At 45.6% G+C, this 26,388-nt stretch carries 26 protein-coding genes; 21 read left to right on the top strand and 5 right to left on the bottom strand.

Annotated elements, in window-relative coordinates; genetic code table 11:
* Nucleotides 1-10 precede the first annotated feature (10 nt).
* The 6 genes from narJ (at nt 11) to MY9_RS18850 (ending at nt 5,946) form a co-directional block, all read left to right on the top strand.
* On the top strand, nt 11-565 hold the full coding sequence (gene narJ, locus MY9_RS18875; RefSeq protein ID WP_014665754.1) for a nitrate reductase molybdenum cofactor assembly chaperone: 555 nt from the start codon (nt 11-13) through the stop codon (nt 563-565).
* Complete coding sequence (gene narI, locus MY9_RS18870; RefSeq protein WP_014665753.1) at nt 562-1,233, top strand: respiratory nitrate reductase subunit gamma; 672 nt, start codon at nt 562-564, stop codon at nt 1,231-1,233. The genes narJ and narI overlap by 4 nt, the downstream gene beginning before the upstream one ends.
* 128 nt (nt 1,234-1,361) lie before the next feature.
* Complete coding sequence (locus tag MY9_RS18865) at nt 1,362-1,991, top strand: YitT family protein (protein ID WP_014665752.1); 630 nt, start codon at nt 1,362-1,364, stop codon at nt 1,989-1,991.
* 102 nt (nt 1,992-2,093) lie between these two features.
* The gene (gene cls / locus MY9_RS18860; protein ID WP_014665751.1) at nt 2,094-3,596 is read left to right on the top strand and encodes a cardiolipin synthase; all 1,503 of its coding nucleotides are present in this window, start codon (nt 2,094-2,096) and stop codon (nt 3,594-3,596) included.
* 88 nt (nt 3,597-3,684) lie between these two features.
* Nucleotides 3,685-5,412: an ABC transporter ATP-binding protein gene (locus MY9_RS18855; RefSeq protein ID WP_014665750.1), complete on the top strand. Its 1,728-nt coding sequence runs from the start codon at nt 3,685-3,687 to the stop codon at nt 5,410-5,412.
* A 9-nt stretch (nt 5,413-5,421) separates the two neighbouring features.
* Entirely contained in the window at nt 5,422-5,946 is a 525-nt protein-coding gene (locus MY9_RS18850; RefSeq protein ID WP_014665749.1) for a dihydrofolate reductase family protein, read from the top strand.
* Between the two features lie 42 nt (nt 5,947-5,988).
* Here MY9_RS18850 and MY9_RS18845 read toward each other — a convergent pair whose 3' ends face one another.
* From MY9_RS18845 to cls (MY9_RS18835), 3 genes are all read right to left on the bottom strand, one after another.
* Complete coding sequence (locus MY9_RS18845) at nt 5,989-6,261, bottom strand: hypothetical protein (protein ID WP_014665748.1); 273 nt, start codon at nt 6,259-6,261, stop codon at nt 5,989-5,991.
* A gap of 80 nt (nt 6,262-6,341) precedes the next feature.
* Nucleotides 6,342-7,304 carry a UV DNA damage repair endonuclease UvsE gene (gene uvsE, locus MY9_RS18840; RefSeq protein ID WP_014665747.1) on the bottom strand — a complete coding sequence of 321 codons (963 nt, stop codon included), beginning with the start codon at nt 7,302-7,304 and terminating at the stop codon, nt 6,342-6,344.
* A gap of 12 nt (nt 7,305-7,316) precedes the next feature.
* Nucleotides 7,317-8,513: a cardiolipin synthase gene (cls, locus tag MY9_RS18835; RefSeq protein ID WP_014665746.1), complete on the bottom strand. Its 1,197-nt coding sequence runs from the start codon at nt 8,511-8,513 to the stop codon at nt 7,317-7,319.
* A gap of 155 nt (nt 8,514-8,668) precedes the next feature.
* Between cls (MY9_RS18835) and MY9_RS18830 the strand changes: the two genes are divergently transcribed.
* The 4 genes from MY9_RS18830 to pyrG all read left to right on the top strand — a co-directional run bounded on the left by MY9_RS18830 (nt 8,669) and on the right by pyrG (nt 14,475).
* Nucleotides 8,669-10,786, top strand: a complete 2,118-nt coding sequence (locus tag MY9_RS18830) for a heterodisulfide reductase-related iron-sulfur binding cluster (protein WP_014665745.1) — start codon at nt 8,669-8,671, stop codon at nt 10,784-10,786.
* The gene (gene acdA / locus MY9_RS18825) at nt 10,783-11,922 is read left to right on the top strand and encodes an acyl-CoA dehydrogenase AcdA (protein ID WP_014665744.1); all 1,140 of its coding nucleotides are present in this window, start codon (nt 10,783-10,785) and stop codon (nt 11,920-11,922) included. The genes MY9_RS18830 and acdA overlap by 4 nt, the downstream gene beginning before the upstream one ends.
* A 182-nt stretch (nt 11,923-12,104) precedes the next feature.
* Nucleotides 12,105-12,626 carry a DNA-directed RNA polymerase subunit delta gene (gene rpoE, locus MY9_RS18820; protein WP_014665742.1) on the top strand — a complete coding sequence of 174 codons (522 nt, stop codon included), beginning with the start codon at nt 12,105-12,107 and terminating at the stop codon, nt 12,624-12,626.
* A 241-nt stretch (nt 12,627-12,867) separates the two neighbouring features.
* Entirely contained in the window at nt 12,868-14,475 is a 1,608-nt protein-coding gene (gene pyrG / locus MY9_RS18815; protein ID WP_014665741.1) for a glutamine hydrolyzing CTP synthase, read from the top strand.
* Between the two features lie 82 nt (nt 14,476-14,557).
* On the opposite strand, the gene MY9_RS18810 is transcribed toward pyrG, so the two are convergent.
* Complete coding sequence (locus tag MY9_RS18810) at nt 14,558-15,079, bottom strand: DUF2529 domain-containing protein (RefSeq protein WP_014665740.1); 522 nt, start codon at nt 15,077-15,079, stop codon at nt 14,558-14,560.
* Nucleotides 15,080-15,244: 165 nt separating this feature from the next.
* Here MY9_RS18810 and spo0F point away from each other — a divergent pair, with 165 nt between their 5' ends.
* The 11 genes from spo0F (at nt 15,245) to MY9_RS18755 (ending at nt 25,793) form a co-directional block, all read left to right on the top strand.
* A complete protein-coding gene (spo0F, locus tag MY9_RS18805) occupies nt 15,245-15,619 on the top strand; it encodes a sporulation initiation phosphotransferase Spo0F (RefSeq protein WP_003227621.1) in 375 nt (124 codons plus the stop codon).
* 180 nt (nt 15,620-15,799) lie between these two features.
* Entirely contained in the window at nt 15,800-16,657 is an 858-nt protein-coding gene (locus tag MY9_RS18800) for a class II fructose-bisphosphate aldolase (protein WP_003243339.1), read from the top strand.
* Nucleotides 16,658-16,777: 120 nt separating this feature from the next.
* Entirely contained in the window at nt 16,778-17,416 is a 639-nt protein-coding gene (fsa, locus tag MY9_RS18795) for a fructose-6-phosphate aldolase (RefSeq protein WP_014665739.1), read from the top strand.
* Nucleotides 17,417-17,794: 378 nt separating this feature from the next.
* Nucleotides 17,795-19,084 (top strand): UDP-N-acetylglucosamine 1-carboxyvinyltransferase, encoded by a 1,290-nt coding sequence (locus MY9_RS18790; RefSeq protein ID WP_014665738.1) that lies wholly within the window; start codon nt 17,795-17,797, stop codon nt 19,082-19,084.
* A gap of 30 nt (nt 19,085-19,114) precedes the next feature.
* Nucleotides 19,115-20,080, top strand: a complete 966-nt coding sequence (gene glpX / locus MY9_RS18785; protein WP_040081539.1) for a class II fructose-bisphosphatase — start codon at nt 19,115-19,117, stop codon at nt 20,078-20,080.
* A gap of 214 nt (nt 20,081-20,294) precedes the next feature.
* Complete coding sequence (locus tag MY9_RS21690) at nt 20,295-20,456, top strand: hypothetical protein (RefSeq protein ID WP_003227632.1); 162 nt, start codon at nt 20,295-20,297, stop codon at nt 20,454-20,456.
* Nucleotides 20,457-20,486: 30 nt separating this feature from the next.
* The gene (gene rho, locus MY9_RS18775) at nt 20,487-21,770 is read left to right on the top strand and encodes a transcription termination factor Rho (protein ID WP_003221939.1); all 1,284 of its coding nucleotides are present in this window, start codon (nt 20,487-20,489) and stop codon (nt 21,768-21,770) included.
* A 118-nt stretch (nt 21,771-21,888) separates the two neighbouring features.
* Nucleotides 21,889-22,089: a 50S ribosomal protein L31 gene (rpmE, locus tag MY9_RS18770; RefSeq protein ID WP_003151132.1), complete on the top strand. Its 201-nt coding sequence runs from the start codon at nt 21,889-21,891 to the stop codon at nt 22,087-22,089.
* An 88-nt stretch (nt 22,090-22,177) separates the two neighbouring features.
* Nucleotides 22,178-22,765 (top strand): thymidine kinase, encoded by a 588-nt coding sequence (locus tag MY9_RS18765; RefSeq protein ID WP_014478269.1) that lies wholly within the window; start codon nt 22,178-22,180, stop codon nt 22,763-22,765.
* 289 nt (nt 22,766-23,054) lie between these two features.
* Nucleotides 23,055-24,752 carry an oxaloacetate-decarboxylating malate dehydrogenase gene (gene malS, locus MY9_RS18760; RefSeq protein ID WP_040081540.1) on the top strand — a complete coding sequence of 566 codons (1,698 nt, stop codon included), beginning with the start codon at nt 23,055-23,057 and terminating at the stop codon, nt 24,750-24,752.
* An 81-nt stretch (nt 24,753-24,833) separates the two neighbouring features.
* Nucleotides 24,834-25,793, top strand: coding sequence for an AEC family transporter (locus MY9_RS18755; protein ID WP_014478268.1), 960 nt, complete (start codon nt 24,834-24,836; stop codon nt 25,791-25,793).
* 34 nt (nt 25,794-25,827) lie between these two features.
* Here the strand turns inward: MY9_RS18755 and racA are convergent, their stop codons facing one another.
* Complete coding sequence (racA, locus tag MY9_RS18750; RefSeq protein WP_014665735.1) at nt 25,828-26,382, bottom strand: chromosome-anchoring protein RacA; 555 nt, start codon at nt 26,380-26,382, stop codon at nt 25,828-25,830.
* Between the last annotated feature and the right edge of the window lie 6 nt (nt 26,383-26,388).

The raw sequence follows: 26,388 nt of genomic DNA, 5'->3' as shown, positions 1-26,388 counted from the left end.
GTGTAACAAGATGAACACCACAGACCGGCAAATCACGTTCTCTGCTCTTTCCTGTCTTCTCTCTTATCCGGATGAAGAGTGGAGAGCCGAGCTTCCCGATTGGAAGGCTCTTATCCATGAAATCGGCAACCGGCAAATCCGGGAGAAGCTGCTGCACTTTTTCGAGACGTCAGCCAGCTTTTCTCCGGAAGCGCTGATTGAACACTATGTCTATACATTCGACTTCGGGAAAAAAACAAATATGTATGTCACCTACTTTAACTCAGGCGAGCAAAGGGAACGCGGCATCGAATTGCTGCATTTAAAAAACACCTATCAGCAATCCGGTTTCCTGCCGACAGAGAAGGAACTGCCAGATTATCTGCCTCTGATGCTGGAATTTGCCGCAGTTGCAGAAATTGAAGCAGCGAGAAGTGTGTTTGAGAAGTATCTGTCAAATGTAAGAGAGCTGGCATCCCGCCTCGAAAAAAATGACAGCATATACGCTGAGCTGCTGCACGTGCTGCTGGCCGCGCTGGAAAACCTCGGCGTTCGTGAAAGCATTGAAGGGACTGTTCAGGCATGAACGGACAGATCCTCTGGGGCGTGATGCCATACATTGTATTGACGATCTTTATCGGCGGCCATATTTACCGCTACCAGCATGACCAATTTGGCTGGACGGCGAAATCAAGCGAGATGCTAGAAAAGAAAAAACTTGCGGCGGGCAGCACTCTTTTTCATTGGGGACTGCTGTGCGTTGTCGGCGGGCATGTCATGGGAATTTTGATCCCGGAAGGCGTGTATGGTGCAATTGGCATTTCAGAGCACATGTATCACAAAATGGCGATTGGTGCAGGCCTGCCGGCGGGGATTGCGGCATGTACCGGACTTGTCATCCTGACGTACAGACGGCTGTTTGACAAAAGAATCCGCAAAACCAGCTCGCCATCGGATATCCTTACGCTCATCCTGCTGCTTTTCATGATGCTGTCGGGTGTTGCGGCCACGTTTCTCAACATTGATTCAAAAGGCTTTGATTACCGGACAACAGTCGGGCCGTGGTTCAGGGAAATCGTTTTGTTCCGGCCTGACCCCTCGTTGATGGAGAGTGTCCCGCTATGGTTTAAGTTTCATATTGTGATAGGCTACGTTGTTTTTATCCTGTGGCCGTTTACAAGATTGGTTCATGTGTTCAGTCTGCCGCTCAAGTATCTGACTCGAAGCTATGTCGTGTATCGGAAACGCTCGTAAAAATCCCCCTTCAAGAGGGGGATTTTTTATCTTGATGAAAACATAAGATATTTTCTGCCAAGATAATGGCTGGGCGGCCGGCAGTCTTGTTATGTTTGTATTGCATCATCTGAAAAGGAGAGTGAAGAATGAAGCGGATTTTACTCATTTTAATGGCTTGTCTTATGACAAGCGCCGGGGTCCTGACACTCAGACATTCTCATGTATTAACCGGCGGCACGGCTGGACTGTCACTAAGCCTGACATACTTGTTTCACTCCTCGTTTGCCATCACCTTCTTTCTGATCAATATCCCGTTTTATGTGTTTTCTCTCATCAGAATGGGCATCAAATTCACGCTATCCACCGCATTTGCAGTCACAGTGCTGACTCTGTTCACAAGCGCGGATCACTGGCTGCCGTCTGTCTCTTTTTCCCCGCTTGCCGGGGCGATTTGCGGCGGGGCGCTGATCGGGCTCGGCCTGTCGCTCATGTTTTACCATCAGGCTTCACTCGGCGGTGCCAATATTCTTGCTTTATTTCTGCAAAAACGATACGGCTGGAACCCCGGGACAGTTAATTTTCTCTTCGATTTTGCCGCAGTGCTGGCCGGCATTTTCTCAGTCGGCTTGCTGAAAGGGCTCTGCTCCTTAGTGTCCATCGCGGTCACGGGCCTGATCGTCGGCTTCTTCAAAAATAAAATCAAAAGCAGCTACTCCCTCAAGCCGGTTATGCTCAAGAACATGACACCCGGCCAATCTCAGGAAGCCTCATCATAAGCCTTTCCGCTTTTTTGCGGTGAGGCTTTTTGCATAGAAGGTTTACAGACTAGAAAAAAGAGGTAATACAGAGGTAATCGAATCAGATAGGAGAGAATTAGGATGCTGAAAAGGAGACTGGAATTTTTCTTTTTATATATGATGCTCATCGGGGCATATGTCATATGGTTTTTTCCGGTTTCCAGACTTGAGTTTTACGGAGGATTGCTTTGCTATATAAGCATTATTTTGTTCAGCATCTATTCATTAATTCTTGAAAACCGCACCTCGCAGCACACGCTGTTATGGATCCACATTCTTGTCTTTTTTCCAATCGTCGGCTACGTGTTTTATCTCTTTTCCGGACAGCTTTATGTAAAGGGAAAGCTGTTTAAGACAAAACGAATGTACAACAGGGAGAAGCTCAGGAAGCTGTTTGACAAGGAGGAAACGCCTGAAGTTACAGGGCTGAAGGACAATCAAGAGAGGTTCTTTACATATTCCATCAGGGCTGCCCATATGAATATCAATACGAAAAGCAAGATCAAAGTGCTGAAAAACGGCGAAGAAACCTTTCCTGAACTTTTCAAAGCGATGAGAAAAGCGGAGTCTTACATACATATTGAATACTACATGTTTAAATCAGACATGCTTGGGCGCGGCATGATGGACATTATGATGGAAAAAGCGCGCCAGGGTGTCGAGGTGAGGTTTTTATACGATGCGGCAGGGAGCATGAAGCTGGCAAGAAGAGACATTATGAGAATGAAACAAGCGGGAGTGAATATCGTTCCGTTCTCTCCGCTGAAATACGGGTTCTTCAACCAGAAGCTGAATTTCAGAAATCACCGGAAAATTGTGATCATCGATGGAAAAACCGGCTTCGTGGGCGGCTTAAATGTCGGGAAGGAATATATCAGCCGGGATCCGCACATCGGGTTTTGGAGAGACACGCACCTGCGGCTGGAAGGAGAAATTGTGCAAACGCTTCACGCCATCTTTATGCTGGATTGGGAATACGTCTCCAATGAAGTGTTAATTGATCAAGAAGAGTACAATACCCCTGTGCCCGTGGAGGGAGGGGGCATTTATCAAATTGTCGCGACAGGCCCTGACATGAAGGAAAGCATGAGCGACCTATACTATGAAATGATTTCTTCCGCACAGAAGTCAATCTGGATCGCCACGCCCTATTTTGTCCCCAATGAATCCATTCGCACAGCGCTGAAAGCAGCAGCGACAAAAGGCGTGGAGGTAAGGGTTATGGTGCCGGAGAGGAACGACAGCTTTTTGACCCAATACGCGTCGAGATCCTATTTCCCGGAGCTGCTTCTTGAGGGGATTGAAGTGTACTCCTACCAAAAAGGCTTCATGCATCAAAAAGTCATGATCATTGATGGCGATCTCGCCTCCGTCGGCACGGCGAATATGGACATGCGCAGCTTTCAGCTCAACTTTGAAGTGAATGTGTTCTTCACGGATGCCGAAGCGATCCGCACCCTTGAGGCCCATTTTGAAGAGGATATGCAGGAAAGTGAAAAGCTCAGCCCTGTCGGCTTTTATAAAAGAGGCGTTGCTGACCGGACAAAAGAGTCATTTGCCCGTTTGTTTTCAGGGGTTCTGTAAGAAAAAAGAAATCTGATCTTTCAAAGCGGCCTGTGTATAGTATAATTGAGAAATATTATCAGTTATTTATACATTGGGGGAAGATAGGGTGCTGCGGCAATTTTTTTCATATTATAAACCATATAAAACGTTGTTCTTTCTCGACTTTTTCTCAGCGATCGCGGGAGGTTTAATGGAGCTTAGCTTTCCTTTGATCGTCAATTATTTTATTGATACCTTGCTGCCGGGCAGGGACTGGGGGCTGATCATCGCGACCTCAATCGGCTTATTTGCGGTGTACGCGCTCAGCTCGGCTCTTCAGTATATTGTGACCTACTGGGGGCACATGCTCGGAATTAATATCGAGACGGATATGAGAAAGTCGCTTTTTGACCATTTGCAAAAGCTCCCGTTTAAATTTTACGACAACAACAAGACGGGAACACTGATGTCGAAGCTGACGAACGATTTAATGTATATCGGTGAAGTTGCCCATCACGGTCCGGAAGACTTATTCATTGCCGTCATGACCATACTCGGTGCGTTCGGAGTGATGCTTTTTATTAACTGGCAGCTGGCATTATTAACGTTTATCATTATGCCGATCGTCATTTGGCTGGCGCTTTATTTCAACAAAAAAATGACCAAAGCATTTACCACACTGAACAAAGATATCGGGGACTTCAGCGCGCGGGTAGAAAATAATATCGGCGGGATCCGGCTTGTGCAGGCGTTCGGCAATGAAGCGTTTGAAAAAGAACGCTTCGCCGTCAACAACCAGCGTTTTCGTGTCACAAAGCTTTCTTCCTACAAAATCATGGCGAAAAACGGTTCAATCAGCTATATGCTGACCAGGTTTGTCACGCTGTTTGTCCTTTTGTGCGGGACGTGGTTTGTTATTCGCGGCTCCTTATCGTACGGGGAATTTGTGGCGTTTGTGCTCCTGACGAATGTGCTGTTCAGGCCTATTGACAAAATTAATGCCATTATTGAAATGTATCCGAGGGGGATCGCCGGCTTCAAAAGCTATATGGAACTCATGGAGACCGAGCCGGATATTCAGGATTCACCTGATGCGAGAGATGTTTCCGGCCTGAAGGGCAATATCCGCTATGAACATGTTTCGTTTGGCTATGATGACCATCACAACGTCCTCAATGACATTAATCTATCCATTCAAGCGGGGGAAACGGTTGCGTTCGTCGGTCCGTCAGGTGCGGGAAAATCAACGCTTTGCAGCCTGCTTCCGCGTTTTTATGAAGCATCGAAGGGCGACATTACAATTGACGGCATCAGCATAAAAGACATGACGCTTTCTTCATTGCGCGGGCAAATTGGCGTCGTACAGCAGGACGTTTTCTTATTCGCGGGTACGCTTAGAGAAAATATCGCCTACGGCCGATTAGGCGCATCAGAAGAAGACATTTGGCAGGCTGTGAAGCAGGCGCATCTGGAAGATCTCGTCCATAGCATGCCGGATGGATTGGATACTATGATTGGCGAACGCGGCGTGAAGCTTTCCGGCGGACAAAAACAACGTTTGTCAATTGCGCGGATGTTCTTGAAAAATCCGTCGATCCTGATTCTCGACGAAGCCACCTCAGCCCTTGATACGGAAACGGAAGCGGCGATCCAAAAGGCGCTTCAAGAGTTGTCCGAGGGGCGCACGACGCTCGTCATCGCCCACAGGCTGGCGACAATCAAAGACGCGGACAGAATTGTAGTCGTTACAAACAATGGGATTGAAGAACAAGGCCGTCATCAAGACCTGATCGAAGCCGGAGGCCTATACAGCAGGCTGCATCAAGCGCAATTCGGGCAAATGGTGCAGCGATAGGGGGAGAACATGGACAGAAAAAATGTGCTGTACATTGCTGTTTCATTGGACGGAATGATCGCAAGAGAAGATGGAAGCATCGATTGGCTGGAGGAATTTGAAGGTGAAGGCGACAACGGCTACAGTGATTTTTATCAGACTGTTGATACAGTCATTTTAGGGCGGAGCACATATGAGCACGTTAAAGTGCTAACCCCCGTTTTCCCGTATCAGGGTAAAACCTGCTATGTTTTTACAGGATCACCCGACAGTTATCAGGATGAACATGTGACGTTTATCAATGAGGGAGCCAGAGCCTTCACTGACCGTTTGAAACAGGAAAAAGGCTTAAACATCTGGATAGCTGGCGGGGCAGAGCTGGTGAATGCCTTTATGAAAGAAGATGCCATCGACGAATTCATCATCACCGTTATTCCCGTTGTGTTAGGAAGCGGCATCCCGCTGTTTCAAGAGCTAACGAACGAAACAAAGCTGCGGCTAAAAGGGATGAAACAATTTGGACAAGCGGTTCAGCTCCATTATGTAAGATCATAAGAAAAAGGATAGACAAGATGTCTATCCTTTTTATATGTAAATTTAAAGCGCTTCTCTTTCAGCAGGCTCGATGAGATTTTGGAATTTCTCAATCAGCTGTGGCGCTTTTGTTCCTTCCACTACGATCAGATATTCCTTTTCGTTATGAGCCATGCGGAATGTTTCAAGCTCAATTAAGCTTTTGATTTTGCACATCGTTTTCTTTGAGTAAATATAAACCTCGTGACTTCCGGAATGGCACATCTTATAAAGATGAATCAAATTTCTTAAAGTAAATGCCTGTGCGGCTACTTTCAGAGACTTGATGTTTTTCATGATCTTTCTCCTCCATCGATTGTTGTCTTATATAGCCTATGTTCCCAGAGCGAGCAAGCCGTAAACCTGTTTTTGCACATTTATGACTTCCATTGCAGCACGCCGCCGCCGATGCGTTTGACACCGCGGATGGAGCTTAATTCATCCATCAAGCGGAGAAGCGCCTTGTCTTTCTGCTTTGCTTCGATCATGAAATCTATATTTGTTCCCCATTGCCTAAAGCGTTCCAACAGCGGCAGCAAAAAGTTGGCGTCAACATAATCGGCATGGCTGCGCATGGCTTGCTCCGATTTTGGGGAAGACAAGTGAACCTTAGGCTGAAGGCCGATCCGCTCCCACGTTTTGATCATCCGGGGCAGCGCTTCATTCAGGTCGGCGTGATCATCTGGATTGGCGTAAAAATGATGAAAGTCAAAGACGAACGGAACATCCTCCTGCTCACAGACCTGAAGCGTTTCTTCCGTCGTATATGTTTTATCATCATTTTCAAGTGTCATCCGCTGCTTGATCTCCTGTGGCAGCTGTTTTATATTGTGATGAAATTGTGCGGTCGCGGTGTCTTTATTGCCGTAAGCTCCGCCAATATGAATATTGATCACGGAGCGATCAGCAATGCCCATGGCTTCAAGCATACGGTAATGATACGCCATATCGGTTACCGCATTGTTTGTGACAGATTCCTTCGGGCTCGTAAACAGAGTGAATTGGTTTGGATGAAAGCTTGTTCGCAGTTGATGTGTTTTCACAAGCTCTCCAATCTCCCGAAACTCTTTTTGAAATGGTGTTACAAAATCCCACATCACCTCGGGGTGCGTAGCCAGCGGCACAATCGAACTGGAAAAACGGTACAAAGGAATGCCGTGTCCGATGATATAGTGAAGGGTTCTCATCGTATTGCGTAAATTGGCTTTTGTCACAGTCAGAAGCGCTTCTTTTCTTTCAGTCTTTGAAAGCTTTGAATAACGCGCGAATGTCAATGTTTTAGCGGGAGACGCATCCCAAAGGCTCATCGCATTTGAAACGAACCCGAATCTGAAAATCATAGGAACTCTCCTTTATAAGAAATAAGATAACGCCTTGCCGAGCCATTCCGCCGGTCGCTGCCTGAATGTGCGCTTGCTGAAATCCTCCATCGTCAGCAGCTCCGACTTTTTCATATCCTCCTCAATCGTGGCATAGACTTCACTTGTAAACGCTTCGTCATCAATTTCGACATTCACCTCTTCATTTAAAAACAGGCTTCGTTTATCGAAGTTGGCTGTTCCGATTATGCTGAGATGGTCGTCTATGATGACAGCTTTTACATGATAAAACCCTTGATAATAACGATAAATAAGACAGCCGGCATCCAAGAGCTCCGAATAATACGTAAAAGCCGCTTCTCTCACCAGCGGATGGTCTGATTTCATCGGTACAATGATTCTCACGGATACGCCGTTTTTTCTTGCATTGAGGAGGGCCTCTTGGAGCGGTTTTGATGGAATGTAATAAGGCGTGCAAACCGTAAGGCGATTCTTCGCTTGGGCGATATTGGCCAAGTATATGTTTTCAAGGGAATAACCGTCGGTCGCATAGATCTTGTGAGAAATATTCCCTTGCTGAAGCTTTGGCCAAACATCCGAACCCAATGTGATTCCGGTATTTCGTTTTAGATCGGAAGCAAAAAGCGTTTGAAGATCATGTACGCCTTCACCCTTTATACGCAGATGATAATCCTCCCAATTGCCGAACTTCGCCTTCTTTCCAAGATATTCTTCGGCGATGTTAAACCCGCCGATATAACCGATTTTTCCGTCTATCACCGTAATCTTCCGGTGATTCCGCTTTTGCATGTGAAAAAAGAAAAAAGGAAAACGGGGACGATTCATCACATGGACATGGACGCCGGCATTTTTCATCGTCTGCAGCGCCGTTTTTTTAATTGCCCGGCAACCCGCCCAATCCAGAAGCAAATAAACGGAGACGCCAGCCTGGGCTTTTGTTTTCAGCAGGGTATACATATTGTGGCTGACCTCATCATTTTTCATAATAAAAAACATCATGTGAACAGAAGAGGCGGCCTGGCGAATATCCTTCATCATCCGCTCAACGAGATCAGATCCGCAGTGGATCAATTCGATGTCACTCTTCTTTTTTGAAAAAACAGGCTCGTACGCCTTCTTTCTGTATCCGGCACGGCCCATGAAGATATCAAGCAGAATCAAAGCAAAAAAAATAACGACAATGATCATAATCACGATAAATACCTTCATACCGGCACTCCTTTCCGTAGTAAAGGTAGTGTGCCCGAACAGCGGGAATTTAATTATTGACTGAACACTCATTCATTATTTATCATAAAGGTAATCTTATACAGATTCGGGGGTAGGGGATCGCGGTCTTTATCCAGTAAAAAGGGGGAATTGGAATGAGCGGCTTTCTCATCGCAAATGCATTATTATTTTTGATTGTAACCGCTTACGCTGTCTATTTGTTTGTGTACTTGGTCAAAACGAGACTGGCCTACATCAAGCTCGGCCAGAAAGAACAATTTGATCAACGGTTCAAGGAACGGCTTCGCGCCATATGGGTGAATGTATTCGGACAGGAAAAACTGCTTAAGGACAAGAAAAGCGGTATTATTCACGTCATGTTTTTCTATGGATTTATTTTGGTTCAGTTCGGAGCGATTGACTTTATCATCAAAGGACTGGCTCCTGGCCGTAATCTGCCGCTTGGACCGGTCTATCCCGCTTTCACCTTTTTTCAGGAAATCGTTACGTTTCTCATTTTAATTGCTGTGGGATGGGCATTCTACAGACGTTATATCGAAAAGCTCGTGAGGCTGAAACGCAATTTCAAAGCCGGACTCGTTCTGATTTTCATCGGAGGTTTAATGCTGACCGTTCTGCTTGGGAATGGGATGAATCTGATCTGGCATGAGCATGGGCTTTCTTGGAGCGAGCCAATTGCTTCAGGTATTGCGTTTATGCTTAGCGGAGTCGGGAAAACAGGTGCGGCAGTGATTTTCTATATCGCATGGTGGATCCATCTTCTGTTCTTGCTTAGCTTTTTAGTGTACGTGCCTCAGTCGAAGCATGCCCATTTAATCGCCGGCCCGGCAAATGTCTTTTTCAATCGAATGGAATCTGCCGGAAAACTTGAAAAAATAGATTTTACCGACGAAACGAAAGAAAGCTACGGAGCGGGTAAAATTGAAGATTTCAGGCAGTCCCAGCTGCTTGATTTGTACGCATGTGTCGAGTGCGGCCGCTGCACCAATATGTGCCCTGCAACAGGCACCGGAAAAATGCTGTCTCCGATGGACTTGATTTTGCGTCTCAGAGACCATCTCACGGAAAAAGGCGCCGCCGTCACCTCGCGCTCGCCATGGGTGCCCGCGGCAGCGTTCCAACATACGAGAGGCAATCAGCTGGCGGCAGCGTCAGCGGGCAGCGGATCGCAGGAAGCCGCAGCAGCGCTGGATTACAATCCAAGCTTGATCGGCGACGTCATCACAGAGGAAGAAATTTGGGCATGCACCACTTGCCGAAACTGTGAGGATCAATGCCCGGTCATGAATGAGCACGTGGATAAAATCATCGACCTCCGCCGCTACCTCGTACTGACTGAAGGAAAAATGGACAGTGACGCCCAGCGCGCGATGACTAGTATCGAGCGGCAGGGAAATCCGTGGGGACTTAACCGCAAGGAACGCGAAAACTGGCGTGACGCGGCGCCGGATGCTGAGATACCGACCGTGAAAGAAATGAAAAAAGAAGGAAAAGAATTTGAGTACCTTTTCTGGGTTGGTTCCATGGGGTCCTACGACAACAGAAGCCAGAAAATCGCGATTTCCTTTGCCAAGCTGCTCAATCACGCAGGCGTGTCCTTCGCGATCCTCGGCAATAAAGAAAAAAATTCAGGAGACACGCCGCGCCGCCTCGGAAATGAATTTTTGTTCCAAGAGCTGGCTGAGAAGAATATTTCTGAATTTGAAAAAAATGATGTCAAAAAAATCGTTACGATCGATCCCCATGCATACAATTTATTTAAAAACGAGTATCCGGATTTCGGATTTGAAGGCGAGGTTTATCATCATACAGAAGTGCTGGCCGAGCTTGTGAAAAATGGAAAGTTAAAGCCGCAGCACCCGCTTCATGAGACGATTACCTTCCATGATTCGTGCTATTTGGGCCGGTACAATGAAGTCTATGATCCGCCGAGAGAGATTTTGAAAGCCATTCCGGGCGTGCAGCTGATTGAAATGGAGAGGAACCGGGAAACCGGCATGTGCTGCGGAGCCGGCGGGGGATTAATGTGGATGGAGGAAGAAACGGGTAACAGGATTAACGTCGCCAGGACTGAGCAAGCGCTAGCGGTCAACCCATCGGTGATCAGTTCCGGCTGTCCGTACTGTCTCACGATGCTTGGGGACGGCACAAAGGCGATGGAAGCCGAAGACCAAGTCAAAACATACGATGTCGTCGAGCTTCTGGCTCAATCCGTTTTAGGCGCTGATCTGAAAATGGGGGAGAAGCAATGAATTTTTCATTATCAGAAGAACACGAGATGATACGAAAATTGGTGCGCGATTTTGCGAAGCATGAGGTGGCTCCGACAGCGGCAGAACGAGACGAACAAGAACGCTTCGATCGCGATCTGTTTCGGGAAATGGCAAATCTGGGGCTGACGGGTATTCCGTGGCCTGAAGATTACGGTGGAATCGGGAGTGATGATTTGGCCTACGTCATCGCGGTGGAGGAGCTGTCAAAAGTGTGCGCCTCCACCGGTGTGACGCTTTCCGCCCATATCTCTCTTTGCAGCTGGCCGCTGTTTGCCTTTGGGACGGAGGAACAGAAGACAGAGTACTTAACACAGCTGGCCCTAGGAGAGAAAATCGGCGCATTCGCTTTGACCGAACCAGGGTCCGGCTCTGACGCCGGCGGCATGAAAACAACTGCTGAACGAATCGGCGATGACTATGTGTTAAATGGTTCAAAAGTGTTTATCACAAACGGCGGTGTTGCTGATATTTATATTGTTTTTGCAGTCACCGATCCCGAGAAAAAGAAAAAAGGCATTACCGCTTTTATAGTAGAAAAGGATTTTGAAGGATTTTTTACAGGCAAGAAAGAAAAGAAGCTGGGCATCCGTTCTTCACCGACAACGGAAATCATGTTCGAAGATTGTGTAGTCCCTGCATCAAACCGTCTCGGAGAAGAAGGAGAAGGCTTCAAAATCGCGATGCAGACGCTTGACGGAGGCAGAAACGGCATTGCCGCACAAGCCGTAGGTATCGCTCAAGGGGCGCTTGATGCGGCGCTTCAATATGCAAAAGAGCGAAAGCAATTCGGAAAAGCGATCGCTGAGCAGCAGGGCATCGCTTTTAAACTCGCGGATATGGCTACAATGATAGAAGCTTCAAGGCTACTGACCTATCAGGCTGCATGGTTAGAATCATCAGGCCTTCCATATGGAAAAGCTTCCGCCATGTCCAAACTGATGGCTGGAGATACGGCGATGAAGGTGACGACTGAAGCCGTGCAGATTTTCGGCGGCTACGGCTATACAAAAGATTACCCAGTAGAACGTTATATGCGTGATGCGAAAATCACGCAAATCTATGAAGGCACTCAAGAAATTCAAAGACTTGTCATCTCCAGAATGCTCGCGGATTAACGGAAAACATCTCTCAGTCGGATCACTCTTGTAAAATTATTTAAATTAACGCTGTTAAGGGTAGCATATTCTGTTTTATTTTGTTTATAATGAGAGGTATGGTTTGTATAAGAACGATACAAAATCGCTTTCATTATTGATAAAACAGATACATATAAGTAATAGAAAGGGAGTGTCCGACCTTGGGTATCAAACAATATTCACAGGAAGAGCTAAAGGAAATGGCTTTAGTTGAAATCGCTCACGAATTATTTGAAGAACATAAAAAACCAGTTCCTTTTCAGGAGCTTTTAAATGAAATTGCATCTTTGCTCGGCGTGAAAAAAGAAGAGCTTGGAGACCGCATCGCTCAATTTTATACAGATTTAAACATTGACGGCCGCTTCCTGGCGCTTTCTGACCAGACGTGGGGGCTTCGCAGCTGGTATCCCTATGATCAGCTTGACGAAGAAACACAGCCGACAGTCAAGGCGAAAAAGAAAAAAGCGAAGAAAGCAGTCGAAGAAGATCTTGATCTTGACGAGTTTGAAGAGATCGACGAAGACGACCTTGATTTGGATGAAGTTGAGGAAGAACTCGATCTTGAAGCCGACGATTTTGACGATGAAGATCTTGACGAAGACGACGACGATCTTGAGATCGAAGAAGATATTGTTGATGAAGATGATGAAGACTATGATGATGAAGAAGAGGAAATTAAATAGTATCAGATTTCATCTTCAAAACGATCTTGACTTTCATAGTCGAACTAGGTAGTATGTATTTTGGGCTCTTCAAAAACGAAGAGAGAACATAGTACGTTATGCTCCCTTTCAAGAAATTGAAAGGGAGCTTTCTTATTTTCACCCCTCATTTTTCTTATAAATCATTTAAAAGGCTAAATGATTTTTTATAAAATAGTACATTTTAAAAATGTAGCTAAGAGCGAAGAGAGGAGCAAACGAAATGACGAAATATATTTTTGTAACCGGGGGAGTTGTATCCTCACTTGGAAAGGGTATTGTAGCAGCTTCATTAGGACGTTTGCTGAAAAACCGCGGACTGAACGTGACGATTCAAAAATTCGATCCATACATCAATGTTGACCCGGGAACAATGAGCCCGTACCAGCACGGTGAAGTATTCGTAACGGATGACGGCGCTGAAACAGACTTGGACCTTGGTCACTATGAGCGTTTTATCGACATCAACCTGAATAAATTCAGCAACGTGACAACAGGTAAAATCTATTCAACAGTTCTTAAAAAAGAACGCCGCGGAGATTACCTTGGCGGAACCGTACAGGTCATCCCGCACATCACAAACGAATTGAAAGACCGTGTTTACCGCGCAGGAAAAGAGACAAACGCAGATGTCGTTATTACAGAAATCGGCGGTACTGTCGGAGACATCGAATCATTGCCATTCCTTGAAGCAATCCGCCAAATGAAGAGCGACATCGGCCGTGAAAACGTAATGTACATCCACTGTACGCTTGTCCCTTACATTAAAGCTGCTGGGGAATTAAAAACAAAACCGACACAGCACAGCGTAAAAGAATTGCGCAGCTTGGGCATTCAGCCAAACATCATCGTCGTTCGTACAGAAATGCCGATTTCTCAAGATATGAAAGATAAAATCGCGCTATTCTGCGACATTGATACAAAAGCGGTTATTGAATGTGAAGATGCGGACAACCTCTACTCCATTCCGCTTGAGCTTCAAAAACAAGGGCTTGATAAGCTTGTTTGCGAGCACATGAAATTGGCATGCGAAGAAGCGGAAATGTCCGAGTGGAAAGAGCTTGTTAACAAGGTCAGCAACCTGTCTCAAACGATTACAATCGGCCTTGTCGGCAAATACGTTGAGCTTCCTGACGCATACATTTCTGTTGTCGAGTCCCTTCGCCATGCGGGCTATGCGTTTGACACAGATGTAAAAGTGAAATGGATCAACGCGGAAGAAGTGACAGAAAACAATATCGCAGAACTCACAAGCGGAACTGACGGCATCATTGTGCCGGGCGGATTCGGAGACCGCGGTGTTGAAGGCAAAATCGTCGCAACAAAATACGCGCGCGAAAACAATATTCCGTTCTTGGGCATTTGCTTGGGCATGCAGGTGGCGTCTATTGAATACGCACGAAACGTATTGGGCTTAAAAGGCGCTCACTCAGCGGAAATTGATCCGTCAACTCAATACCCGATCATTGACCTTCTTCCTGAACAGAAGGATGTTGAGGATCTCGGAGGAACGCTTCGTCTCGGCCTTTACCCTTGTAAGCTTGAAGAAGGCACGAAAGCCTTTGAAGTGTATCAGGATGAAGTGGTGTACGAGCGCCACCGCCATCGCTATGAGTTTAACAATGAATTCAGACAGCAAATGGAAGAGCAAGGCTTCGTATTCTCAGGCACAAGCCCTGACGGACGCCTTGTTGAAATCATCGAGCTGAAAGACCACCCTTGGTTCGTGGCTTCTCAGTTCCACCCAGAGTTCAAGTCAAGACCGACAAGACCTCAGCCTCTATTTAAAGGCTTTATCGGAGCGTCTGTCGAAGCTGCGAATCAGAAGTAACAAAAAAAGACTTGCCGTTTGTCAAAAGCGGGCAAGTCTTTTTTATTTGTTTCCGGCAAGATCAAGCATGTACAATAAGATATTATGCATACTCTTGCAGAATTTCTTTTAGGGTAAACGATAAAGCGTGATAGACATACAGTGCCGTCATTAAAGAGGGAAATCCGTAACGGGTGCCGTCTTCATCGGGAACAAGCGGCATTTTTAATTTAGAATCAATATGCACATCACAATACTGTTCTATTCCCGCGCTATCTTTGGCTGCGGGCGAAACGCATACGACTCCCGCGCCTTTTTCATACAGCTCTTTTGCGAGCGCCTGCTCTTCGGCTGTGCCCGGCCCCGAGCAAAACATCAGCACCCTGTCGCTTTCTGTCACTTCTTCAGCGCTTTCCGGAAAGGCTTTGACAGATGGAAAGGGTTCTTTGCTTTCAGTGGCCTCATAAAAGACGCCCTGAAGCTCATTCGCTCCGTATAAATAAATGGAATGCCCGCTGATCACCGCTTGAGCAAGCAGCCGCGCCCCATCTTCAATCGCGTCAGATTCCTTATCCTGAATGCGGGAAAAAATACCTGTTAACTGCGTCGTAAATATTTTCAACATAAGTGAATCCTCCTTTATAACGTACAATATCAGTATACAACAAAAGAGAAAATGCTCAGAAAATGTCGTAAAGTAGACTATTATAATTAAAGGAAATAGGAAAATCAAACAGAATACATACACTACTGCTTACTTTTGACGAAAATCATAATATTGGGGTGTAAAATGATGAATGAAAAAATTTTAATCGTTGATGATCAATACGGCATTCGTATTTTGCTTAATGAAGTGTTCAATAAAGAAGGCTACCAGACGTTTCAGGCTGCAAACGGCCTGCAGGCGCTTGACATTGTGACAAAAGAACGGCCAGATCTTGTGCTTTTAGACATGAAAATTCCCGGCATGGACGGAATCGAAATCCTAAAACGGATGAAGGTCATTGACGAAAACATCCGGGTCATTATCATGACGGCATACGGAGAGCTCGACATGATCCAGGAATCAAAGGAATTGGGCGCTCTAACGCACTTTGCAAAGCCGTTTGACATCGACGAAATCAGAGACGCTGTCAAAAAATATCTGCCCCTGAAGTCTAACTGACAAAAAGAAGAAACAAATGAATGATGTCATTGTGTTGCCGATTTGTCGAAAAGTTGGTATCCTAGTTATGGAGAAAAAGCGATCTGAGTATTTACATATGACAGCAATATATGGGTCATGCTAGGGTGGAAAGCTTTTTTCGCTAGAAGACAATCAGGCTACATAAGGAGGACATTCGACATGCCTTTAGTTTCTATGACGGAAATGTTGAATACAGCTAAAGAAAAAGGGTACGCTGTAGGACAATTTAACTTAAACAACCTTGAGTTTACTCAAGCGATTTTACAAGCAGCTGAAGAAGAAAAATCTCCAGTGATCCTTGGTGTTTCCGAAGGTGCGGGACGCTACATGGGCGGCTTCAAAACAGTCGTTGCTATGGTAAAAGCACTTATGGAAGAGTACAAAGTGACAGTTCCTGTTGCGATTCACTTAGACCACGGTTCAAGCTTTGAATCTTGTGCGAAAGCGATTCATGCAGGTTTCACATCTGTAATGATCGACGCTTCTCACCATCCATTTGAAGAAAACGTAGCAACAACTGCTAAAGTTGTTGAGCTTGCTCATTTCCACGGAGTATCTGTAGAAGCTGAGCTTGGAACAGTCGGCGGACAAGAAGATGACGTTATCGCTGAAGGCGTAATCTACGCTGACCCTAAAGAGTGCCAAGAGCTTGTTGAGCGCACTGGCATCGACTGCCTTGCACCTGCATTAGGTTCTGTTCACGGCCCTTACAAAGGCGAACCAAACCTTGGCTTCAAAGAAATGGAAGAAATCGGGAAATCAACTGGTCTTCCGCTAGTTCTTCACGGCGGTACTGGAATTCCGACTGCTGACATCAAAAAATCAATTTCACTTGGTACAGCTAAAATCAACGTGAATACTGAAAACCAAATTTCTTCTGCAAAAGCTGTTCGTGAAACATTGGCAGCTAAGCCTGACGAGTACGATCCACGTAAATATCTTGGACCAGCTCGTGAAGCGATCAAAGAAACAGTTATCGGTAAAATGCGTGAATTTGGTTCTTCAAACCAAGCTTAATTCAATTGGAACTTTTTATAGCCGCCTGACAGCTTGACAGGCGGTTTTCCGTCTATCTATAGAAAGCGCAATCATATTTCACAGTTCAGAAAATTTCTTAATCAGGGAGGCTTTTTGAAAATGTTATTCTTTGTTGATACAGCCAATATCGATGAAATTAAAGAAGCGAATGAATTAGGAATTCTCGCCGGTGTAACGACGAACCCTAGTTTAGTAGCAAAGGAAGCTAACGTATCATTCCACGACCGTCTTCGCGAGATCACAGACGTCGTGAAAGGGTCTGTAAGCGCAGAGGTTATTTCTTTGAAAGCTGAGGAAATGATCGAGGAAGGAAAAGAACTGGCGAAAATCGCTCCGAACATTACGGTCAAAATTCCAATGACGTCTGACGGTTTAAAAGCGGTGAGAGCACTTACTGACTTAGGCATCAAAACAAACGTTACATTGATCTTCAATGCCAACCAGGCGCTTCTTGCTGCAAGAGCGGGGGCGACGTATGTATCTCCATTCCTGGGACGTTTAGATGACATCGGCCACAATGGACTTGACCTGATTTCAGAAGTTAAACAGATTTTTGACATTCACGGACTTGACACGCAAATCATTGCAGCGTCTATCCGCCACCCGCAGCACGTGACAGAAGCCGCTTTAAGAGGGGCTCACATCGGCACAATGCCGCTGAAAGTCATTCATGCGCTCACTAAACACCCGTTAACAGACAAAGGAATCGAACAATTCCTGGCAGACTGGAACAAATAATGAAAGGGGCGGCAAACAGCTTTATGCCTGTTTGCCGCGGCCTTTGTTTTTCACCGACCTGATACAGCGGACCTTCAGATGCTGACGCCGCTTTACAGAGAAGGAATCATTGGGCTGCAGAAGCTGATATCGGAATGAAGGGTTTGCGTACTGCTTTTGCCGGATGAAGACGATGTCTCTTGAGCCGGCGGGTCTCTGTGCAACTTTTGAAACCTGTGCCCCGCAAAGCTTCGCTATTTTCTTCCTGATATTTTACAATGTGTTGTATTCTTTCTCTTCGAATTGGCTAGATTTTGGACATGAGCTTTATTTGCAGAGACAGAATAAAATGACATTTTATTTAGCTCCGCAGCTATCTTCTTATGGAAGGAGACTATCATGGAAAAGTTGAATATTGCCGGCGGTGACTCGTTAAACGGTACAGTACATATCAGTGGCGCTAAAAACAGCGCTGTTGCGTTAATACCTGCAACCATTTTGGCAAATTCCGAGGTGACAATTGAAGGGCTTCCAGAGATTTCAGATATTGAAACGCTGCGTGACCTGTTAAAGGAAATCGGCGGCAACGTGCATTTTGAGAATGGGGAAATGGTTGTTGACCCTACATCGATGATCAGCATGCCGCTTCCTAACGGGAAAGTAAAAAAGCTTCGCGCGTCGTATTATTTAATGGGGGCGATGCTAGGCCGCTTCAAGCAAGCAGTCATTGGATTGCCTGGCGGCTGTCACTTAGGGCCCCGCCCGATTGATCAGCATATCAAAGGCTTTGAGGCGCTCGGAGCTGAAGTAACCAATGAACAAGGCGCCATTTATTTGCGAGCTGAAAGGCTGAGAGGCGCACGGATTTATTTAGATGTCGTAAGCGTAGGAGCAACGATTAACATTATGCTCGCCGCTGTTTTGGCAGAAGGGAAAACGATTATCGAAAACGCTGCCAAAGAGCCAGAGATTATTGACGTCGCGACATTGCTTACAAGCATGGGCGCCAAAATCAAAGGCGCGGGCACCAATGTGATCCGAATCGACGGCGTTCAGGAACTGCACGGCTGCAAGCATACGATCATACCGGACAGAATTGAGGCCGGGACATTTATGATTGCGGGCGCTGCAATGGGCAAGGAAGTCATTATCGATAACGTTATTCCCACTCATCTTGAGTCGTTAACGGCAAAGCTGAGAGAAATGGGCTATCATATCGAAACAAGCGACGATCAGCTTCTTATTGTCGGCGGGCAGAAGAACTTAAAGCCGGTTGACGTCAAAACCCTCGTATATCCAGGGTTTCCGACGGATTTACAGCAGCCGATGACGGCGCTTCTGACAAGAGCGAAAGGGACAAGCGTCGTTACAGACACCATCTACTCGGCAAGATTCAAGCACATTGATGAGCTGAGACGGATGGGTGCCAATATGAAAGTAGAAGGCAGATCCGCCATCATCACAGGTCCTGTCGAGCTTCAAGGCGCAAAAGTGAAGGCGAGCGATCTTCGTGCCGGAGCCTGCTTGGTGGTAGCCGGACTGATGGCTGACGGCGTCACGGAAATTACGGGACTGGAGCATATTGACCGAGGCTACAGCAGCCTTGAGAAGAAGCTTGAGGGGCTTGGAGCGACAATTTGGCGTGAAAGAATGACAGACGAAGAAATAGAACAGCTTCAAAATTCATAATGGTTTCTTGTGAGAGGAGATCGTGTTGAAATGGAAAGAAGTTTATCAATGGAATTGGTACGTGTAACCGAAGCTGCGGCATTAGCATCGGCGAGATGGATGGGCCGGGGAAAAAAGGACGAGGCTGATGAAGCGGCAACAAGTGCAATGAGAGACGTTTTTGATACAGTGCCGATGAAAGGGACCGTTGTAATCGGTGAGGGAGAAATGGACGAAGCGCCAATGCTGTATATCGGGGAAAAACTCGGAAACGGGTACGGCCCGCGCGTTGATGTCGCAGTTGACCCTCTTGAAGGCACAAACATCTTAGCAAGCGGCGGCTGGAACGCGCTGACGGTGATCGCGGTCGCAGACCATGGCACGCTGCTGAATGCTCCTGACATGTATATGCAAAAAATTGCAGTCGGTCCGGAGGCGGTGGGCTGCATAGATATTGAAGCACCTGTCATTGACAACCTTAAAGCGGTGGCAAAAGCAAAAAACAAGGACGTTGAGGACGTCGTTGCCACCATTTTAAACCGTGAAAGACACGAAAAAATCATTTCCGAGCTTCGTGAGGCCGGCGCCAGAATCAAATTGATCAATGACGGCGATGTCGCTGGCGCCATCAACACGGCTTTCGACCACACGGGCGTTGACATCCTGTTCGGATCAGGCGGCGCTCCTGAGGGGGTGCTATCCGCTGTCGCGCTAAAAGCGCTCGGCGGAGAAATCATTGGTAAACTTCTTCCGCAAAACGAAGAAGAAATCACACGCTGTCATAAAATGGGCCTTGATTTAAGCAAAGTCCTTCGCATGGAAGACCTTGTGAAGGGTGATGACGCGATTTTTGCAGCTACAGGGGTTACTGACGGCGAGCTGTTAAAAGGAGTTCAATTTAAAGGCTCTGTCGGAACAACTGAAAGCTTAGTTATCCGTGCAAAATCAGGCACTGTCCGTTTCGTTGACGGCAGACACAGCTTGAAAAAGAAACCAAATCTTGTAATCCGTCCATAACAAACAGAAAAAGCGGGTGAGAGCCCGCTTTAACTTTTGCAGAAAAGCGTCAACTCTATCAATTCCATGTCAAAACCTTATTTCAGTTGAATAATTTTTTGAAATAAGGTAAAAATAAAGAGTGCTGCGAATTTTACTGCGTAATACCTTCTTTTAAGCACTAGGAAAGTTTCAATTTCTACCGCATACAGACGATATAAGTATTGATCTTCTCATGTTTTTGTCCTCGCTTCCTTCAAAACTCATTAAGACAATCCTTTTAACAAAAGCGCCGATCATGGGTGGAAGTGTTACCGATAGAAGTTCCTTTATGTTAAAAAAAGAATGTGCTTTGGCGGATGTTGTGCAAAAGCAGCAGATGACATGTTCAGAGTAAGATATTGACTATGAAAAGCGTGGTGTTTTTATGAAAGACGTATCTATTTCCTCATTGGAAAATATGAAATTGAAAGAGCTTTATGAACTTGCAAGACATTATAAAATCTCCTATTACAGTAAACTGACAAAAAAAGAACTCATTTTCGCCATTCTGAAAGCGAATGCAGAACAGGAAGACCTGTTGTTTATGGAAGGCGTTCTTGAGATCATCCAGTCTGAAGGTTTCGGCTTCCTGAGACCGATCAACTACTCTCCAAGCTCAGAAGATATTTACATCTCAGCTTCACAAATCCGCCGTTTCGATTTGCGGAACGGAGACAAAGTATCCGGCAAGGTTCGCCCGCCAAAAGAAAATGAACGTTACTATGGACTTTTGCACGTTGAAGCAGTGAACGGGGATGATCCCGAATCAGCAAAAGAGCGTGTGCATTTCCCTGCTCTTACGCCACTTTATCCAGATCGCCAAATGGTGCTTGAAACAAAGCCGAACTTCTTGTCTACAAGAATTATGGACATGATGGCGCCGGTCGGATTTGGACAGCGCGGATTGATTGTGGCGCCGCCGAAAGCCGGAAAAACGATGCTGCTGAAGGAAATTGCCAACAGCATTACAGCGAACCAGCCTGAAGCAGAGCTAATCGTGCTTTTAATTGATGAAAGACCTGAGGAAGTAACCGATATCGAGCGTTCTGTAGCTGGGGATGTCGTCAGCTCAACGTTTGATGAAGTGCCGGAAAACCATATCAAAGTGGCCGAGCTTGTGCTTGAGCGCGCGATGCGTCTCGTTGAACATAAAAAAGACGTCATCATCCTGATGGATAGTATCACTCGGCTTGCCCGCGCCTACAACTTAGTGATTCCGCCAAGCGGAAGAACGCTCTCTGGGGGGATTGACCCAGCGGCGTTCCACCGTCCGAAACGCTTCTTCGGGGCTGCGAGAAATATCGAAGAAGGCGGCAGCTTAACCATCCTTGCTACGGCTCTTGTTGATACAGGATCACGTATGGATGATGTCATTTATGAGGAATTCAAGGGAACAGGCAACATGGAGCTTCACCTTGACCGCTCTCTGGCAGAGCGCCGCATCTTCCCTGCCATTGATATCCGCCGTTCTGGAACGCGCAAAGAAGAGCTGCTTGTGCCTAAAGAGCATCTTGATCGTCTATGGTCGATCCGCAAAACGATGTCTGATTCACCTGATTTCGCCGAAAAATTCATGAGAAAAATGAAAAAGACCAAAACAAACCAGGAATTTTTCGATATTCTCAATCAAGAATGGAAACAGGCAAATCTATCATCTGCAAGAAGGTAAATTGTATTTGCAAAAGAAGTAAATCACTGATATAATTTTCTCATATGCGTTTCGGACAACGCTCCGAAATAATAACTCTGTTTCCACACGGGATTCAGGGCGGAAGGAGATGGATACAATGAAAGCAGGAATTCATCCTAATTTCAAAAAAGCAACAGTTAAATGCGCTTGCGGAAATGAATTTGAAACAGGCTCAGTAAAAGAAGAGGTACGCGTTGAGATTTGCTCTGAATGCCACCCATTCTACACTGGTCGTCAAAAATTCGCTTCTGCTGATGGTCGTGTTGATCGCTTTAACAAAAAATACGGTCTTAAGTAATAATAGATTTCTCAACAGGCAAGAAGCAATCTTGCCTGTTTTTTATATTGTCTAAAGCACAGCTGGCAGAGAGAGGGGAGCGAAGCCTATGTACATAATGAAACAAAGCGGGTGGCTTGAGCTGATTTGCGGCAGCATGTTCTCGGGTAAATCTGAAGAGCTGATCAGAAGAGTGAAGAGAGCGACTTACGCCAAGCAGGAAGTCAGGGTATTTAAGCCTGTGATTGATAATCGATACAGCGAAGCTGCTGTTGTCTCCCATAATGGAACATCAATGACGAGCTACGCCATTTCGTCTGCTGCTGACATTTGGGATCACATCAGTGAAAGTACAGATGTGATTGCGGTTGATGAAGTGCAGTTTTTTGATCAGGAAATTGTTGAGGTTTTATCATCTCTTGCCGACAAAGGCTACCGTGTGATAGCAGCGGGCCTCGATATGGATTTTAGGGGAGAGCCGTTCGGCGTCGTGCCGAATATTATGGCGATTGCAGAAAGTGTGACAAAGCTGCAAGCCGTTTGTTCTGTCTGCGGATCACCGGCGAGCAGAACACAGCGCCTCATTGACGGCAAACCTGCTTCTTACGATGATCCGGTCATTTTGGTTGGTGCCTCTGAATCGTATGAAGCCAGATGCAGACATCATCACGAAGTCCCAGGAAAATCTAAAAAATAGTCCAAAACATGGGTATAAAGATAGAAAGCACCGGCTGAAAACACCGGTGTTTTTTTTATATTCTGATAATATTCAATTAAAAAATTTAATTAAGTATATTAAAAAATTAAGTAATTTTCTTCCCTTGAATTTTGATTTTGACAGGCATACAATAGCTTACGTAATGTAAATAGTTTTGAGACATTGTTCGAATAATTGTCACAAAGTCGCATAAAGATCATGATCGGTCATATTTTAGATGGGTTATTACTTAACTTGGTTAACTATTTCAAGAAAGAAGGAGATTTGCTTGAATAACATAAAAAAAACCAAAGAAGGGCACTTAGAAACAACTCTTAGAGGAAAAGAAGTTTTATCTATTCCTACTTTAAATAAAGGCGTTGCTTTTTCACTAGAAGAAAGACAAGAACTTGGCTTAGAAGGGCTTCTTCCGCCAACTGTACTTTCTCTTGATCAACAAGCACAACGCGCGTACGAGCAGTTCCAAGCGCAGCCTGACCGCCTTCGTCAAAATGTTTACTTAAGTGATCTTGCAAACCGCAATGAAGTTCTTTTCTATAAATTGCTGCAAAACCATCTTCGCGAAATGCTTCCTGTTGTGTACACACCAACAGTTGGTGAAGCGATTCAGGAGTACAGCCATGAATATAGAAGACCTCAAGGAATCTACTTGTCAATCGACAACATTGACGGTATTGAAAAAGCGTTTGAAAACCTTCATGCGACAGCAGGCGATATTGATCTTATCGTTGCTACTGACTCTGAAAGCATTCTCGGTATCGGTGACTGGGGTGTAGGCGGTATTAACATCGCAATCGGTAAATTAGCTGTTTACACTGCTGCAGCTGGTATTGACCCTAGCCGTGTTATCCCGGTTGTGCTTGATGTCGGTACGAACAACGAAAAACTTCTAAACGATCCTTTATATATTGGGAACAAGCATGAACGTGTTCAAGGTGAACGCTATGAAGCTTTCATTGACGCATATGTAAAAGCTGCATTGAAATTCTTCCCTAAAGCGCTTCTTCACTGGGAAGACCTTGGCAACAAAAATGCACGCAATATCATGAAGAAATACAATCATGAAATCCTGACATTTAATGATGATATTCAAGGTACTGGCGCGATTACACTTGCTGGTGTGCTTGCCGCTATGAAGAAAACAGGCGCTTCTATTAAAGATCAGCGTGTTGTTATTTTCGGTGCTGGTTCTGCCGGTATCGGTATTGCTGACCAAATCCGTGACACAATGGTGCTTGCCGGATTGTCTGAAGAAGAAGCTAACAAACGTTTCTACACACTTGATTACAGAGGCTTGCTGACTGAAGACATCGAAGGCATCCTTGATTTCCAAAAACCTTACCTTCGCAATGCGGATGAAGTGAAAGACTGGAAGCGCGATGAAAAAGGTCAAATTCCATTCGATGAAGTGGTTCGCCAAGCGAAACCAACGATCTTGATTGGCACTTCAGGGGTTTCAGGTGCGTTCACAGAGGAAATTGTAAAAGAAATGGCATCTCACGTAGACCGTCCGGTTATCATGCCGATGTCTAACCCGACTCACCTTGCTGAAGCAGTTCCTGAAGACCTGTTCAAATGGACTGACGGAAAAGTGCTTATTGCAACAGGAAGCCCATTTGACAATGTAGAATACAACGGTGTTTCTTATGAAATCGGACAATCTAACAACGCATTCGCGTTCCCTGGTCTTGGACTTGGTTCAATTGTAGCTGAAGCGCGTATCATTACGCCTGCTATGTTTGCTGCAACTGCTGATGCGATTGCTGAAATGGTTGATCTTGAAACACCCGGAGCAGGGTTGCTTCCAAGCATTGATAAGCTTCAAGAGGTTTCTATTCAAGTTGCGATTGCCGTTGCTGAAGCAGCAATTAAAGATGGCGTGGCAAATCGTCAGCCTGAAGATGTGAAACAAGCGGTTCTTGATGCAATGTGGACACCGGAATACAAAAAAATCATCGCGAAATAATTAGCGAGTAAATTTTTCTGTCCGAGGGAAAGCTTTTTGTAAAGCTAAAGTATACGGACATAGGATTTGGAGGAGAATATTTTGAGCATCTTAGATATCTTAATCCTCCTGGCGCCGATCTTCTTTGTTATCGTGCTGGGTTGGTTTGCAGGACATTTTGGAAGTTATGATGCCAAGTCGGCAAAAGGGGTAAGTACGTTAGTAACGAAATACGCACTTCCAGCTCACTTTATCGCTGGTATTTTGACAACTTCCAGAAGTGAATTTTTATCACAAGTTCCTTTAATGATTTCTTTAATTATTGGGATTGTTGGTTTCTACATCATCATTCTTTTGGTTTGCAGATTTATTTTCAAGTATGATTTAACGAACTCATCTGTATTTTCTTTGAACTCTGCACAGCCGACATTTGCGTTTATGGGTATTCCTGTATTGGGAAGCTTATTCGGAGCGAATGAAGTTGCGATTCCGATCGCGGTCACAGGTATCGTGGTAAACGCTATTCTTGATCCGCTCGCGATCATTGTTGCTACTGTAGGTGAGACTTCTAAGAAAAACGAAGAGGGCGGCGACAGCTTCTGGAAGATGACAGGAAAATCAATCCTGCATGGTCTTTGTGAGCCGCTTGCAGCTGCTCCGTTAATCAGTATGATCTTAGTGTTGGTGTTCAACTTCACTCTTCCTGAGCTGGGTGTTAAAATGCTCGATCAGCTTGGAAGCACAACATCTGGTGTTGCTCTCTTTGCTGTCGGTGTTACCGTTGGTATTCGTAAAATTAAACTCAGTATGCCGGCTATCGGTATTGCGTTACTAAAAGTTGCGGTTCAGCCTGCGTTAATGTTCCTGATTGCTCTTGCAGTCGGACTTCCAGCTGACCAAATGACAAAAGCGATCCTTCTTGTTGCATTCCCTGGTTCTGCCGTTGCAGCCATGATTGCGACTCGTTTCGAGAAACAAGAAGAAGAAACTGCGACTGCGTTTGTGGTCAGTGCGATTCTGTCTTTGATTTCACTTCCAATCATTATCGCGCTTACTGCGTAACAAAAAAAGCTCCCTTTACGGGGAGCTTTTTGCTTTAGGTTTGAAATTTGAACAGTGACAGCAGCGGTTTTTTTCTTGTTTTGTTTTTTTCAGAAGCAGCAGCAGTCTCGGGGATCGGCTGAGCGGTGAATTCTTTCATTTGTGAGGTCAGTGATTGCAGGTCTGCAAGAATATCATCAATTTCTCTGCGGTGCTGAAGCAGCTGGTAAGATACACCTTCATCGGCTTTTTGTTTCAGCTGGCGTTCCAGCTCCGAAATCCTTGCTATCAGTTCGTTTTCGTCCTGCCTTTGCTGTAAAAGGGTGTCCAGCTTTTGTTCAAGCTGCTCGATTCTTCGTTCTGTGTCGCCATTTGTTTTTTGGACAAGGAAGCCTGTGCGCTTTTTAGCGCTTTTCGGCAGATGAATATCTTGAATCGCCGTGCCTTCAGAGATTTGTTTTTGAACAGATTTTAGAACCTTCACGTCTTCTGCCGTGAACGAATAATGTCCGAGCTCATTGCGTTCGGCCGGGAGATTCAGCTGCTTCACCCACCGCTGCACCGTTTTTGCGGAGACGCCGAGTTCACTTGCTACCATATTTGTATTCATGATCCC

This window comes from Bacillus sp. JS (assembly GCF_000259365.1).
GTDB lineage: Bacteria > Bacillota > Bacilli > Bacillales > Bacillaceae > Bacillus > Bacillus stercoris.
Note: the sequence above shows the minus strand (reverse complement) of the source record. Positions and strands in the feature narration are given on the sequence as shown.